We start from the raw sequence: 15,012 nt of genomic DNA on the forward strand, positions 1-15,012 counted from the left end.
ACCATTGAGGTTTGTCACTAATCTACGAATAAGGTAAGGATGATGAAAAAGACAATTGTACTGGCTCTGGGGGGTAACGCTTTAGGCGATGGCCTGGCAGAGCAAATGGTCGCTGTGAAAATCACCGCTCGCGCTATTGTCGATTTGGTTGAACAGGGACATAAAGTTGTCCTGACGCACGGCAACGGCCCACAGGTTGGTATGATCAACCGGGCGTTTGAGGCAGCCGCCAAAACCGAAGCCCATACACCGATGTTGCCGATGTCGGTCTGTGTGGCGTTAAGCCAGGGTTATATCGGTTATGACCTGCAAAACGCCCTTCGTGAGGAGCTTCATCTGCGCGGGCTGGCAACGCCCGTGGCGACGATTATCACCCAGGTGGAAGTCGACAAAAACGACCCTGCGTTCCTCTCCCCGACTAAACCTATTGGCTCGTTCTTCACCCACGAAGAAGCCAGAGTGCTGATGGCTAACGGGCATCAAATGATGGAAGACGCCGGACGCGGCTGGCGGCGCGTGGTCGCCTCACCGAAACCGGTTGATATTATCGAAAAAGAGACAGTGAAAGCGATGCTCAGTGCCGGACAACTGGTGATCACCGTTGGCGGCGGCGGCATCCCGGTGACTCGCGAAGGAAGCCACCTACGCGGCGCTAACGCGGTTATTGATAAAGACTGGGCCAGCGCCAAACTCGCCGAGATGATCAACGCCGATATGTTAATTATTCTCACCGCGGTGGAAAAAGTGGCGATTAACTACGGCAAGCCGGCCGAACAATGGCTGGATAACCTGAGCCTGAGCGATGCTGAGCGTTTTATTGCCGAGGGGCATTTTGCCAAAGGCTCAATGTTACCGAAAGTGGAAGCCGCCGTGGCGTTTGCCGCCAGCCGCCCAGGGCGTAAGACGCTGATTACGGTGCTGGAAAAAGCCAAAGAAGGTATTGAGGGGAAAACGGGGACGGTGATTTGCCAGTAGCCAATGGTGGATGACGCCTGCGAAACCAAACCGCCCAATCGGTTTTCGTAGGGCGGATAAGCGAAGCGTCATCCGCCAAAACCCTAATCCACCAGATCAACTTCACGCACTGGCTTCTGCTGCATTTGTTGCGGCTTTTTTGGTAACGCCATCATCGCTTCCAGCACCGCACCGCCAATTGCGCGGGCTTTATCCGACACCGTGGTAAAATCTGCCGCCAGTCCTCGCGGGTCTACATCACCAATTTTAAAACCGACGGTGACGCTTAACCCCTCATTGAGCAGCCCGCGCACCATGCCGCCTAACGGCGCAATCACCGGTGTGTCATCAATCCACGCCACCGTGTCCCCTTCATTCACCACATCACCGAGCTTCACACAACAGCGTATTTTCCCGGCGACCGTCGCACGCATCACCCGACGGGTGGTTTCGCCCTTAATATTCCCCGGTATGCCGGTGTTAGCCTGAGCTTCCCCCTGGTAAATCACCCGCCCCAGATAATGCCCACGATTGGTTTCAATCACTGCGTCACAATCTTTTCCGGCCTCAAACCCTGGCCCGAGAGCGATGGTGACCGGAGCCATTGCGCGATGGGTACCTTTGTTCACTTTTGCCAGAATGGCATCCACTACGCCATTAGGTTGCAATACCGACAACAAACTCGCCTTTTCATCGGCTAACACCGGAATAATCCCCGCTTGTAACACCGCCGGGACTTCATCAACATCCGCGACATAGCGCGCTTTAACCCCTTCGACCGTCACTTCGCCGTCAAACATCGCCTGAGCAAAAGCGACCGAACAGCGGATCACCGTAGGTTTTGCCATTTCCAGCATCACCACGCGGAAACCGGAGTGCCAGAGGCGCAATGCCACGCCGGTCGCAATATCCCCCGCACCGCGAATAACCACCAACCGCCCCGCTGTTTCCTGCGTTTTCATTGGGCCACCGGGCGCCTGATGACGGTGCTGGACGATTTCTGCCAGAATACTGATGGCAATTTCTTGCGGTGTTTCAGCGCCAATATTAAAACCAATCGGCGCATGTAAACGCGCAAGCTTCGCTTCGGGGATTCGATGGCTACGCAATTGCTGGAGGAAAGTCTGCGTTTTGCGGCGGCTGGCTAGCAGACCCAGATATTTCACCGGTCGTTGAATCAGGCAATCCAGCGCTTCTTTGTCCTGGCTATTGGTGGCAATCACCACATAATCTTCAGCGTCGATTTGCAGGGCTTCGATGGCTTCAGTGAAGCTTGCCGCCTGGAGCAAACGGGTCGCTGGCGGAAAATAGTCAGGATTAAGATTGTCGGCATACACATCTGCCACGTGGATATTAAAATCCAGCGCTGCCGCCGCTTTGGCAATCGCCTGGTTAACATGCCCTGCGCCCACCAGAACCAGGCGCGGGCTGTGACCATGAACATCAATATAAACGGTCATCGCCCCGCCGCAGTCGGAACCGACCGCATCTTCACCGTTACGCGCCATGCGGCCATGAAATAAACGCGGTTTACGTTCGGCGAGCGCCAGTAACGCCTCTTCAATCACCCGACGCTCCATCATGCCGCCGCCAATCGTGCCCATCACGCTGCCATCGTTGCGCACCAGCATTTGCGCACAATGGCGTGGTGTCGAGCCCCGGCTATCAACAATCTGAGCCAGCGCGAAGGGGCTGTTTTGCTGCTCCAGTCTTGCTGCTTCTGCGAATATTTTCATGATTGCCTCTACAGATTTTTATCCGTCACCGCACCTTCATCGCGCAGTAACACGTGTGTAATCGGTGGAAACTCTCTGACCGCGCCCAGCCAAATGGCATCAAGCCCGCCACTGGCGAGAAGTTCTGGCAGGACGCCGGTGATATTCTCAATATGAGAACATTGATTAATCAGCCAGATACGTTTGGCCTGCGGCGGAGCCTGTTTAAACATGCCGTGCGGATGGTTAATAAACTGCTTCAGGGCTTCAATACCTAACTTGCCCCCCTGCCGCAGCCCTGTGATGGCGCTAAACAATGGCCAGCGATGGACATTTTGCGGCTCTATCGGCTGGTTTATTGCCTGCCCGCCCATCACAGCAATAACGAAATCACTGCTTTGAGCTATGCAAGGTTCGTGCAAGGCCGGCGCTTTAAGTGGAAAACCGTGCGCTCCGTCAGCCTCCACCAGCAGCACATCGGCAAGATGGCGTTTTGCCAGTGCATCAATTTCTGCGGGCGAAAACCCGCGCACTTTACCCAATTCCTGGTTCCAGCCCGCAAAGCAGGCAATGGCAGGCGGGGTAAAAACCGCACCCGGAAGCTTTTCAGGGGAGCGACAAAATAGCACTGGAATATTCTCTTCCGGCAAATACATCTGCGTAGTGGTGGTGGCAATGACTCGCTTACCGATGCGGGCAAACTCACGGGCCAGCCAGAATAAGGTGCTGGTTTTCCCCCCGGCTCCGACAATGCTAATCACTGCAGTTTTTTGATTAAATAAATTCTTATTTTCACCGAAAGAGTTCAGAGGGGCCGGAATATTTGCATGAGTCATTATTTCCCCACCTCATCTTTAATAAAACCACTGGAAAATTGGAATGACTTTATATCAGGATGTGTCGGATGACGCTAACACCCATCCGACCTACGTTTATATTCTTCTAAAAATTACCACACCAGCCATTACAAAATAATGTGACTTTACAGACTTCTTTCGTTTAATCGATTGCGTTCAAACAACCGCGCCAGACGCCCTCTTGTTATTATCAAAATGATATTTTATCTCTACTTATGAGAATCAACACAAACTCGATAAACCCCACTTGAAACAGTTATTTATTAATGAAAATCATTCTCAAAAAGACAGATGTGAAGTCTTTCACAAAGAAGTATGAATATTAGAGGCCGCTCGCATTTATTATTCCCCATAAGCTCAATTAATTTCTCTGGCGCGATATTTGCACAAACCCATTAACTATTTCTGTGGTCAGGCCACACGCGCTATTACCCTTTAATTTGTCGCAAGGAGAATGTCATGGGAGATATTATGCGTCCGGTTCCGTTCGAAGAACTTTTGACGCGCATTTTCGATGAGTATCAGCAGAGCAATTCTATCTTTGGAATTCCGGCTCAACAGTTTTATCGGGCGGACACGCCTTCCACATTTAATGTGTTTGGTGAAACCTGTGAAACGCCGATTGGCCCTGCTGCTGGCCCTCATACTCAATTAGCCCAGAATATTGTCGTCTCCTGGTTAACGGGTGGCCGTTTTATCGAACTGAAAACCGTGCAGATCCTTGACCGCCTGGAGCTTGAAAAACCGTGTATTGATGCGCAAGACGAAGCCTTTAATACCGAGTGGTCTAGCGAATTTACGCTACCAAAAGCCTACGACGAATATCTCAAAGCCTGGTTCATTCTCCATTTGCTGGAAAAGGTCTTTACGCCGCAACCGCGAGACGCGCAAAAGTCATTTATCTTCAACATGAGTGTCGGATACAACCTCGACGGTATTCGCCAGCCGCCGATGCAGCAATTTATCCATTCCATGATGGATTCCTCGGCGCACCCAGATTTCGCGCGTTACCGTAAAACGTTGCAAAAATGGCTGCAAAACGAGTCGTTCATTAACCGCTTTGCATTACTGGCAGAACGCAAATCTGAACTGGCGGTACTGGCTGAATCCATCCCCGCCACGCTGGTCACCGGGGTTACGCTGTCGACCATGCACGGCTGCCCGCCAGATGAAATCGAAGCCATTTGCCGCTACATGCTGGAGGAAAAACACTTAAATACTTTCGTCAAACTCAACCCGACGCTGCTCGGTTATCCGCGCGTCAGAGAGATTCTGGACAGTTGCGGCTTCGACTACATCGGCCTGAAAGAAGAGTCCTTCGGCCATGATTTGAAACTCCAGCAAGCACTGGACATGCTGCAACGTTTAATGGCACTGGCGAAAGAAAAACAGCTCGGATTTGGCGTTAAGTTAACCAACACCCTCGGCACCATTAATCACAAAGGCGCGTTACCGGGTGAAGAGATGTATATGTCGGGGCGCGCACTGTTCCCCCTGTCGATCAACGTCGCGGCGGTACTCTCACGCGCCTTTGATGGCCTGCTGCCTATCTCCTATTCCGGCGGTGCCAGCAAATTCACCATTCGCGATATTTTTGAACCCGGGATTCGCCCGATCACCATGGCTACGGATTTGCTCAAGCCTGGCGGTTACCTGCGTATGCTCGACTGTATGCGCGAGCTGGAAAAATCCAGCGCCGCTGCGCTCACGCGTGTTGACGTTGAACGCCTGGAAGCGCTGGCAAAACGCGCCATCAGCATGGAATACACCCAAAAACACTGGAAATCAGAAGACCAGATTGATGCTGGCGGCCCGTTGCCGCTCACCGATTGCTACGTCGCCCCTTGCGTCACGGCCTGCGCGGTGAAGCAAGATATTCCTGAATACATTCGCCTGATGGGTGAAGGCCGTTATACCGATGCGCTGGAAGTGATTTACCAGCGCAACGCGCTGCCTGCCATCACCGGCCATATTTGTGACCACCAGTGCCAAAGCAACTGTACGCGCCTGGATTACGACAGTGCACTTAACATTCGCGAACTCAAAAAGGTGGCGCTGGAAAAAGGTTGGGAAGGCTATAAACAGCGCTGGCATAAGCCTGCTGGCTCAGGTAGCCGCCATCCGGTAGCGGTGATTGGCGCGGGCCCAGCCGGGCTTTCCGCCGGTTACTTCCTCGCACGGGCGGGTCACCAGGTCACGCTATTTGAACGCGAAGCCAACGCAGGCGGCGTGGTAAAAAACGTGATACCTCAGTTCCGTATTCCGGCTGAACTTATCCAGCATGACATTGATTTTATCGCTGCCCATGGCGTGAAGTTTGAATACAACTGCTCGCCGGATCTGACCTTTGAACAACTGCAAAAAGACGGCTTCCACTATGTGCTGGTCGGCACCGGGACCGATAAAAACAGCGGTGTGAAACTGGCGGGTGATAACCGCAATGTCTACAAATCGCTGCCCTTCCTGCGTGATTACAATCGCGGTGTGAACCTGAATCTTGGTAAGCACGTTGCCGTAGTGGGTGCTGGCAACACGGCGATGGACTGCGCGCGTGCCGCCCTGCGTGTGCCTGGCGTCACCGATGTCACCGTGTTGTATCGCCGCACCGCCAGCGAAATGCCCGCCTGGCGCGAGGAGTATGAAGAAGCGCTGGAAGATGGCGTGAAGTTTATGTTCCTGACCAACCCAGAGCACTTTGCCGCAGACGGCAGCTTAACGGTACGTAAGATGGAATTAGGTGAGCCAGACAGTTCAGGCCGCCGCCGCCCTGTGGCTTCTGAGCAAAGCGAAACGCTGCAATTCTCCGCCTTAATTACCGCCATCGGCGAACAGCAAGATTGTGCAGCGCTGGCCGCAATGGGCGTGCCACTGGATGAACAAGGCTGGCCTGCGGTGGCGTCGGCCACTGGCGAAACCACCAAACCAGGCCTGTTCCTGATTGGTGACGTGCAAAGCGGCCCGTCTTCCATTGTGGCGGCTATCGGCACCGCACGACGGGCGACGGATGCCATTTTGTGGCGCGAAAACATTCAATCGAGCCACGGTGACAAGCACTGGAACAACGTCGACCCGCAGCATGTTTATCAACGCAAAGGCAATATTGCCGTCAACCTGGTGAGTAAAAACGACCGCAACAACTTTGTGAAACAGGAGGCTGAACGCTGCCTGGAATGTAACTACATCTGTAGTAAATGCGTCGATGTCTGCCCGAACCGCGCCAACGTTTCGATTGCCGTTCCTGGTTTCCAGAACCGCTTCCAGACGCTGCACCTTGATGCTTTCTGCAATGAATGCGGCAACTGCGCCCAGTTCTGCCCGTGGCAAGGCAAACCGTATACCGACAAATTGACGGTATTCAGCCTGCCAGAAGACTTCACCAACAGCAGCAACCCAGGCTTTTACGCTGACGGCAACGACGTCAGCATCCGCCTGCACCAAAAACTGTGGAAGTTAACGCTTGACGATGACAGCCAGTTCCACCAGCCGCCGCACGAGCTTGGCGAGATCTGCAAAATTATCAGCCACGTGCATAAACATCATCGTTACCTGTTAGGAAAAGTGGAGGCCTGATTATGTTGATTCTGAAAAATGTCACCGCCGTACAGTTTTCTCCGGCGCAAGTACAACACAACGTTGATATTGCGATTGAAGGTAGCGAAATCGTCAACGTTGGTCCTGGGCTGGCGACAGATTACCCGCAGGCCACGGTAAAAGAGATGCACGGGCGCATCGTGATGCCGGGCATGGTCTGCGCACATAACCATTTTTACTCGGGGTTATCGCGCGGCATCATGGCGCAAATCCCGCCCAGCCCGGACTTTATCTCGACGCTCAAAAACCTGTGGTGGCGACTTGACCGCGTACTTGACGAAGAATCGCTCTACTACAGCGGGCTGATTTGCTCACTGGAAGCGATTAAAAGCGGCTGTACTTCGGTGATTGATCACCACGCGTCACCGCATTACATCGCCGGTTCGCTCAGCACCTTACGCAACGCCTTCCTGAAAGCCGGGCTGCGCGGCATGACCTGTTTTGAAACCACCGACCGCAACGGCGGGATGGAGGAACTGGAAGCTGGCGTCGAAGAAAACGTTAATTTTGCGCGGCTGATTGATAACGCGCGAAGTGCCGGAAAAGAGCGTTATCTGGTTGAAGCTCATATTGGCGCTCACGCTCCCTTTACCGTGCCGGATGCCGGGCTGGCGATGCTTTCAGGCGCGGTTAAATCCACGGGCCGTGGCCTGCATATTCACGCCGCCGAAGATCGCTACGATGTTTCTTATAGCCATGACAAATACGGCAAAGATCTGCTGGTGCGCCTCGCAGAGTTCGACTTGCTCAACAGCAAAACGTTGATTGCCCACGGCCTTTACCTGTCGAAAGAAGATATTCGCCTGCTCAATGAGAAAGACGGGTTCCTCGTCCACAACGCCCGCTCCAACATGAATAACCATGTGGGCTACAACCATCAGCTTGCCGAATACCACAACCTGGCGCTGGGCACCGACGGTATCGGGTCGGATATGTTCGAAGAGCTGAAGTTCGCCTTCTTCAAACACCGTGATGCCGGCGGCCCACTGTGGCCAGACAGTTTCACCCGCTATTTGTGGAGCGGTAACGAACTGCTGGTGCGCAACTTTAATGCCAAATTTGGCAGCCTGGCGGCAGGTTATAAAGCCGACCTCACCATTTGTGATTACTTATCGCCAACGCCGCTACAGGCCGAAAATATCGGCGGCCATCTGGCGTTTGGCCTCGGCTCATCGAGCGTTCATAGCGTGATGATTGACGGCGTGATGGTTTATGAAGACCGCGAGTTCGCCTTCGATTGTGAGCCGATTTACGCCGAAGCCAGAAAGGTGGCAGCAAAAATGTGGCGACGTATGGATTCGACAAAATAATCACGCCTGGCGGACACCAGTCTGACCGAAGAGAGGAACATATGATTAAGCAATTTTTCCGTGTCACGACCATTGAGCAAGCGATGGAACTGAAGGAACACTACAAAGATAGCGCGGTGTGGATGGCGGGCGGCAGCAAACTCAATGCCACGCCAACGCGCACTGAATGCAGCGTGGCGATTTCTTTGCAAGGTTTGCCACTCGACGAAGTGGACTGGGACAACGGCACGCTGCGCATTGGTTCGCTGATCACTTTGCAAAAACTGCGCGACACCGTTTTTATCCCGCAAGCCCTGAACGATGCGCTGGGTTTTGTCTATTCACGCCATGTGCGTAACCAGGCAACTTTGGGCGGTGAAATTGCCGCCCGCCAGGCCGAATCGGTGATCATTCCTATCTTACTGGCGCTGGAAACCGTGTTGCTGTTTGCCGATGGTGAAACCTTAACGCTGGAAGAGTATTTGCAGGCTCCGGGCGACCGCTTATTGGTCGAAGTGATTATTCACGACCCATACCGCCGCTGTGCGACGCGTAAATTCAGCCGTTCCGCTGCCGGTTGGTCGGTGGTCACCGCCGCCGTTGCCATCACCGAAAACGAAGAGATCCGTATCGCGCTGGATGGCGTGGCGGAAAAACCGCTGCGCTTGCGCGACGTAGAGTCGCTGGCTCTAGAAGGCGAAGCACTGGAAAAGGCGGTGGGTGCGGCAATTTATCCACGTGCAGACTTATCGGGCAGCGAAGCGTTTAAACGCCATATTGCCGGTGTGCTGGTCGCTGACCTGCTGACCGACTGCCAGCAGCAAGATGAGGTAACAAAATGATGATTCACTTTACGCTGAACGGAACACCCCGCGAAATTGACTGCGTGGCCGGGGAAAATGTGCAAAAACTGTTGTTCGGGCTGGGTTTACACTCGGTGCGCAACAGCGACGACGGCTTTGGTTTTGCCGGTTCAGATGCCATTTGGTGCAACGGAATCATCGTTAACGCCTCTTTACTGATTGCCGGGCAACTTGAAGGCGGCGAGATAAAAACCGCCGAATCACTTGGCAGTTGGAACCAGTTAAGCCTGGTACAACAGGCGATGGTCGATACAGGCGTAGTGCAATCAGGCTACAACGACCCTGCCGCCGCGCTGATTCTCACCGATTTACTGCAACGAATTGCGTCACCGACTCGCGAAGATATTGATGATGCATTGTCAGGGTTGTTCAGCCGTGATGCCGGTTACCAGCAGTTTTATCAAGTGGTCGATCTGGCAAAAACACGTCTGACCGACCCCACTTACCAGCCCACCGTCACCCCAACCTTTCGCCATGACCTCGCGGTTATCGGCAAGCGTCATCCGAAAACCGATGCGGCGATGATGGTGCAGGCCAAACCGTGTTATGTCGAAGACCGCGTTCCTGCGGATGCCTGTGTGGTGAAGATGTTACGCAGCCCGCACCCGCACGCGCTGATTACCCGTCTGGATGTCAGCAAAGCGGAAGCCTTGCCCGGCGTGGTTCATGTGATCACGCATAAAAACTGCCCGGATATTTATTACACTCCAGGCGGGCAAAGCGCGCCCGAACCTTCGCCGCTTGACCGCCGCATGTTTGGCCTAAAAATGCGCCACGTCGGCGATCGCGTTGCGGCGGTGGTCGCAGAAAGTGCCGAGATTGCCCTGGCAGCACTTAAGCTTATCGAGGTTGAATACCAGGTTTTAAAACCTGTGTTGTCGATTGACGAAGCGATGGCGGCTGATGCCCCACGCGTGCATGACGAAAAAGTGGTTTACGTCAACGGTGCGCCAGCGGACCTCGAAGCGCAAAACAGCCAGGCTGCCGATCGTGACGAGCACATGATTATCAATTTCCCGATTGGCGCTCGCCCGGAAAAAAACATCGCCGCCGGTATTCATGGGCGCATTGGTGACGTAGACAAAGGCTTTGCCGACGCCGAAGTGGTTATCGAGCGCACCTACGAATCCAAACAGGTACAACAGTGCCCGACTGAAACCCACGTTTGCTTCACCCGCTGGGTGGGTGACCGTTTGGTTATCCATGCTTCAACCCAGGTTCCGTGGCACTTGCGCCGCCAGGTCGCGCGTTTAGTGGGGCTCAAACAACATAAAGTCCATGTCATCAAAGAGCGCGTCGGCGGCGGTTTTGGTTCCAAGCAGGATATTTTGCTGGAAGAAGTTTGCGCCTGGGCGACCTGCGTAACCGGACGCCCGGTCTATTTCCACTACACCCGCGAAGAGGAGTTTATCGCTAACACCTCGCGCCACGTCGCCAAAGTGACGGTAAAAATCGGTGCCAAAAAAGATGGCCGTCTGACCGCCATCAAGATGGATTTCCGCGCCAATACTGGCCCGTATGGCAACCACGCCCTCACGGTGCCGTGTAATGGCCCTGCGTTGTCGCTGCCGCTTTATCCTTGCGATAACGTCGATTTCCAGGTCACCACTTACTACAGCAATATCTGCCCAACCGGCGCATACCAGGGCTACGGCGCACCCAAAGGGAACTTTGCGCTGACCATGGCAATGGCTGAGCTGGCGGAAAAACTGGGTATCGACCAGTTAGATATGGTGGAAATTAACCGCGTCCGTGAAGGCCAGGAGTTGAAAATCCTCGGGGCGATTGGCGAAGGGAAAATGCCCACCTCAATTCCTGGCGCAGCCAGTTGCGCGTTAGAACCGATATTGCGCAAAGGCCGTCAGCTAATCGACTGGGATGCACCCAAACCGGTAGAGGGCGACTGGCATACCGGGCGTGGCGTCGCCATCATCATGCAGAAATCGGGAATCCCGGATATTGACCAGGCCAACTGCATGATCAAACTGGAATCTGACGGGACGTTTATCGTCCACTCCGGTGGTGCCGATATAGGTACTGGCCTTGATACCGTGGTCGGGAAGTTGTCGGCTGAAGTGCTGTGCTGCCCGCTGTCTGATATCCACGTGATTTCGGGTGACACCGACCACGCGCTGTTCGACAAAGGCGCTTACGCCTCCTCTGGCACCTGTTTCTCCGGTAACGCGGCGAAAAATGCCGCGGAGAATTTACGCGATAAAATTCTCTTCCACGGCGCGCAAATGCTCGGCGAACCGCTGGAAGATGTGCAACTGGCCGCACCAGGTATTGTGCGCGGCAAGCAAGGCGAAGTGAGCTTTGCGCAAATTGCCCACAAGGCCGAAACCGGCACCGGATTCGGGACGTTAGTTGCCACCGCCAGTTATATCACCCCGAATTTCGCCTTCCCGTTTGGGGCAAACTTTGCCGAAGTGGCGGTGAATACGCGTACTGGCGAAATCAAGCTCAACAAGTTCTACGCCCTGCTCGATTGTGGTACGCCGATAAACCCAGACCTCGCATTGGGGCAAATCTATGGCGCATCGATGCGCGCCATCGGGCATAGCCTGACTGAAGAAATTCAGTATGACGCACACGGCATCCCACTGACGCGCGACCTGCGTACCTATGGTGCGCCGATGATTGGCGATATTCCCCGTGATTTCCGCGCATTTCTCGTTCCCAGCGAGGACCATGTTGGGCCGTACGGTGCCAAGTCTATTTCAGAAATTGGCGTCAACGGCGCGGCTCCCGCTATTGCGACAGCGATCCACGATGCCTGCAAAGTGTGGCTGCGAGAGTGGCATTTCACCCCTGAGAAAATCCTCCATGCCTTAGGGAAACTGTAAACCGGTAATGGGGTCGGGTGGCGCTCGCGCTTATCCGGCCTACGAAAATCGTGGATGACGGGCTTTTGTAGGATGGATAAGCGCAAGCGACATCCACCATTACTGGTAGGTACAGGAGTGTCCAGATGTCTGATTTCAGCAATGCCGATTCTGAACTGGTTTATGCCCTGGAAGACAAACCACCGTTTTACCAGTCTTTAGTGGGCGCTATCACCCACCTGTTAGCTATCTTTGTGCCGATGGTTACGCCTGCGCTGATCGTTGGTACTTCGCTGCAACTCTCAACCGCCACCACCACTTACCTGGTTTCGATGGCAATGATCGCCTCAGGTATTGGCACCTGGTTGCAGGTCAATCGTTATGGCCCGATTGGTTCGGGTTTGTTATCGATTCAGTCAGTTAATTTTTCTTTTGTAACCGTGATGATTGCCCTTGGCGGTGCGATGAAGAAAGACGGTTTTCATGAAGAACTGATCCTTTCTTCGATGATGGCGGTTTCTTTTGTCGGCGCTTTTCTGGTGGTCGGTTCGTCATTTATTCTGCCCGCGTTGCGCCGCGTCATCACCCCGACGGTGAGCGGAGTGGTGGTGTTGATGATTGGCCTGAGCCTGATAAAAGTCGGCATTATTGATTTTGGCGGCGGGTTCTCGGCCAAACACAGCGGCACCTTTGGTAACTATGAAAACATTGGTGTCGGGTTGTTGGTGTTGGTCGTAGTGATTGGCTTCAACTGTTGCCGCAGCCCGCTGTTGCGCATGGTCGGGATTGCCGTGGGTTTGATTGTCGGCTATCTCACCGCGCTGTGCCTCGGAATGGTGGATTTCAGCAGTATGCGTAATCTGCCGCTGATCACCATGCCCGTCCCCTTCAAGTTCGGTTTTACCTTTGATATCACTCAATTTCTGGTGGTCGGCACCATTTATCTGCTCAGTGTGCTGGAAGCGGTGGGTTCGATTACCGCCACCGCCATGGTGTCAAACCAGCCGATTGAAGGTGATGAATACCAGTCGCGCCTGAAAGGTGGCGTGCTAGCCGACGGTTTGGTGTCGGTTATCGCCTCGGCACTCGGTTCACTGCCGCTGACCACCTTTTCGCAAAATAACGGCGTTATTCAGATGACGGGGGTGGCGTCACGCCATGTTGGCCGTCTTATCGCTGTGATTCTTGTCCTCCTCGGGTTTTTCCCGGTTATCGGGCGCTTCTTTACCACCATTCCCGCGCCGGTACTGGGCGGAGCAATGACCCTGATGTTCTCGATGATCGCCATTGCCGGGATTCGCATCATCATATCTAACGGCCTACGGCGGCGTGAAACCCTGATTGTGGCCACATCACTAGGGCTGGGGCTTGGCGTTTCATACGATCCGGATGTGTTCCGCATTTTGCCCGCTTCGTTATTCGTGCTGGTGGAGAACCCCATCTGCGCCGGAGGCCTGACGGCCATCATCCTGAATTTGCTTATCCCGTTAAGACAAAAAGAGACCAGTGCAACCCCGGTGGCGACCGAAGAACCGGAGTGAGTGCTGTGAATCACTGAGGATTAAAACATGACTGGTGTACAAAACCTGAAGGCCGTGCGCGGGAACTTCCTGGATGTGACACGCGTAATTTCGCACCCTGAAGAAATCGAGTCAGCGTTGCGCTTTGTTGAAGATGGATTGCTGTTAATCAGTGAAGGTAAAGTGGTGTGGTTTGGCTCGTGGGAAGAAGGGAAATCACGGGTACCGGATGCTATCCGCGTGCGTGATTATCGCGGCAAGCTCATCGTTCCTGGCTTTGTCGACACCCATATTCACTATCCACAAAGTGAAATGGTGGGCGCATATGGCGAGCAGTTGCTCGAGTGGCTAAACAAGCACACCTTCCCCACCGAGCGGCGCTATAAAGACCCCGAATATGCCCGTGAAATGGCCTCGTTTTTCCTTAAACAGTTGCTGCGCAACGGCACCACCACGGCGCTGGTGTTTGGCACCGTTCACCCGGAATCGGCCAACGCGTTGTTTGAAGCGGCGAGCAATATCAATATGCGCATGATTGCCGGTAAAGTGATGATGGACCGCAATGCGCCTGAATGGTTGCTGGATACGGCAGAAAGTAGCTACCTGGAAAGTAAGGCGCTAATTGAGCGCTGGCACAAAAACCGCCGCTTGCTGTATGCCATCACGCCACGTTTTGCACCGACCTCAACGCCTGAACAACTGGCGATGGCGCAGCGTCTGCGCCAGGAATATCCCGATACCTGGGTTCACACCCATTTGTGCGAAAACAAGGAAGAAATTGCCTGGGTAAAAGAGTTGTTCCCGGAGCGCAAAAACTATCTCGATGTTTACCATCACTACGGTTTGACCGGCAAAAACAGTGTCTTTGCCCACTGTATTCATCTGGAGGAAGACGAGTGGGATTGCCTGCATCACACCGATTCCACCATCGCCTTTTGCCCAACATCCAATCTTTATCTCGGCAGCGGCTTATTCAATCTGCAAAAAGCCTGGCGCAAGAAAATCAAGGTCGGGATTGGCACCGACATTGGCGCGGGCACCACCTTCAATATGCTGCAAACCCTGAATGAAGCCTACAAAGTGATGCAGCTTCAGGGCTACCGGCTGTCGGCTTATGAAGCCTTCTATCTTGCCACCCTGGGCGGGGCGCACTCATTAGGACTTGATAGTTATATCGGCAATTTCGACATCGGCAAAGAGGCTGACTTTGTGGTTCTTGAGCCAACCGCCACGCCGTTGCAACAACTGCGCTATGACAATTCGGTGTCGCTGATGGACAAGCTGTTTGTGATGATAACGCTGGGCGATGACCGCTCGATTTATCGCACTTACGTCGATGGCCAACTGGTGTACGAAAGAACATAGCAAACAGGAAAAACCGTCACTTCATCGTTGATA

General features: G+C 53.8%; 9 protein-coding genes. 7 read left to right on the top strand and 2 right to left on the bottom strand.

Annotated elements, in window-relative coordinates; all coding sequences use genetic code 11:
* The first annotated feature begins 42 nt into the window (after window positions 1-42).
* On the top strand, window positions 43-975 hold the full coding sequence (gene arcC / locus EC843_RS16880) for a carbamate kinase (protein WP_064547867.1): 933 nt from the start codon (window positions 43-45) through the stop codon (window positions 973-975).
* An 83-nt stretch (window positions 976-1,058) separates the two neighbouring features.
* On the opposite strand, the gene yqeB is transcribed toward arcC, so the two are convergent.
* Window positions 1,059-2,690, bottom strand: coding sequence for a selenium-dependent molybdenum cofactor biosynthesis protein YqeB (gene yqeB, locus EC843_RS16885; protein WP_133522671.1), 1,632 nt, complete (start codon window positions 2,688-2,690; stop codon window positions 1,059-1,061).
* Window positions 2,691-2,698: 8 nt separating this feature from the next.
* On the bottom strand, window positions 2,699-3,505 hold the full coding sequence (yqeC, locus tag EC843_RS16890; RefSeq protein WP_083963422.1) for a selenium cofactor biosynthesis protein YqeC: 807 nt from the start codon (window positions 3,503-3,505) through the stop codon (window positions 2,699-2,701).
* 480 nt (window positions 3,506-3,985) lie between these two features.
* On the opposite strand from yqeC, the gene ygfK reads away from it, so the two are divergent.
* The 6 genes from ygfK to guaD all read left to right on the top strand — a co-directional run bounded on the left by ygfK (window position 3,986) and on the right by guaD (window position 14,979).
* A complete protein-coding gene (gene ygfK, locus EC843_RS16895; protein ID WP_133522672.1) occupies window positions 3,986-7,096 on the top strand; it encodes a putative selenate reductase subunit YgfK in 3,111 nt (1,036 codons plus the stop codon).
* Between the two features lie 2 nt (window positions 7,097-7,098).
* Window positions 7,099-8,427 carry a putative aminohydrolase SsnA gene (gene ssnA / locus EC843_RS16900; RefSeq protein WP_133522673.1) on the top strand — a complete coding sequence of 443 codons (1,329 nt, stop codon included), beginning with the start codon at window positions 7,099-7,101 and terminating at the stop codon, window positions 8,425-8,427.
* A 41-nt stretch (window positions 8,428-8,468) separates the two neighbouring features.
* Complete coding sequence (gene ygfM, locus EC843_RS16905) at window positions 8,469-9,248, top strand: molybdopterin-dependent oxidoreductase FAD-binding subunit (protein WP_064547876.1); 780 nt, start codon at window positions 8,469-8,471, stop codon at window positions 9,246-9,248.
* The gene (locus EC843_RS16910; protein ID WP_133522674.1) at window positions 9,245-12,115 is read left to right on the top strand and encodes a molybdopterin-dependent oxidoreductase Mo/Fe-S-binding subunit; all 2,871 of its coding nucleotides are present in this window, start codon (window positions 9,245-9,247) and stop codon (window positions 12,113-12,115) included. The genes ygfM and EC843_RS16910 overlap by 4 nt, the downstream gene beginning before the upstream one ends.
* Window positions 12,116-12,240: 125 nt before the next feature.
* Complete coding sequence (locus EC843_RS16915; RefSeq protein WP_133522675.1) at window positions 12,241-13,635, top strand: nucleobase:cation symporter-2 family protein; 1,395 nt, start codon at window positions 12,241-12,243, stop codon at window positions 13,633-13,635.
* A 27-nt stretch (window positions 13,636-13,662) separates the two neighbouring features.
* Window positions 13,663-14,979 (top strand): guanine deaminase, encoded by a 1,317-nt coding sequence (gene guaD, locus EC843_RS16920; RefSeq protein ID WP_133522676.1) that lies wholly within the window; start codon window positions 13,663-13,665, stop codon window positions 14,977-14,979.
* Window positions 14,980-15,012 lie beyond the last annotated feature (33 nt).

The sequence above is a fragment of the Buttiauxella sp. JUb87 genome, assembly GCF_004361975.1.
Lineage (GTDB): Bacteria > Pseudomonadota > Gammaproteobacteria > Enterobacterales > Enterobacteriaceae > Buttiauxella > Buttiauxella ferragutiae.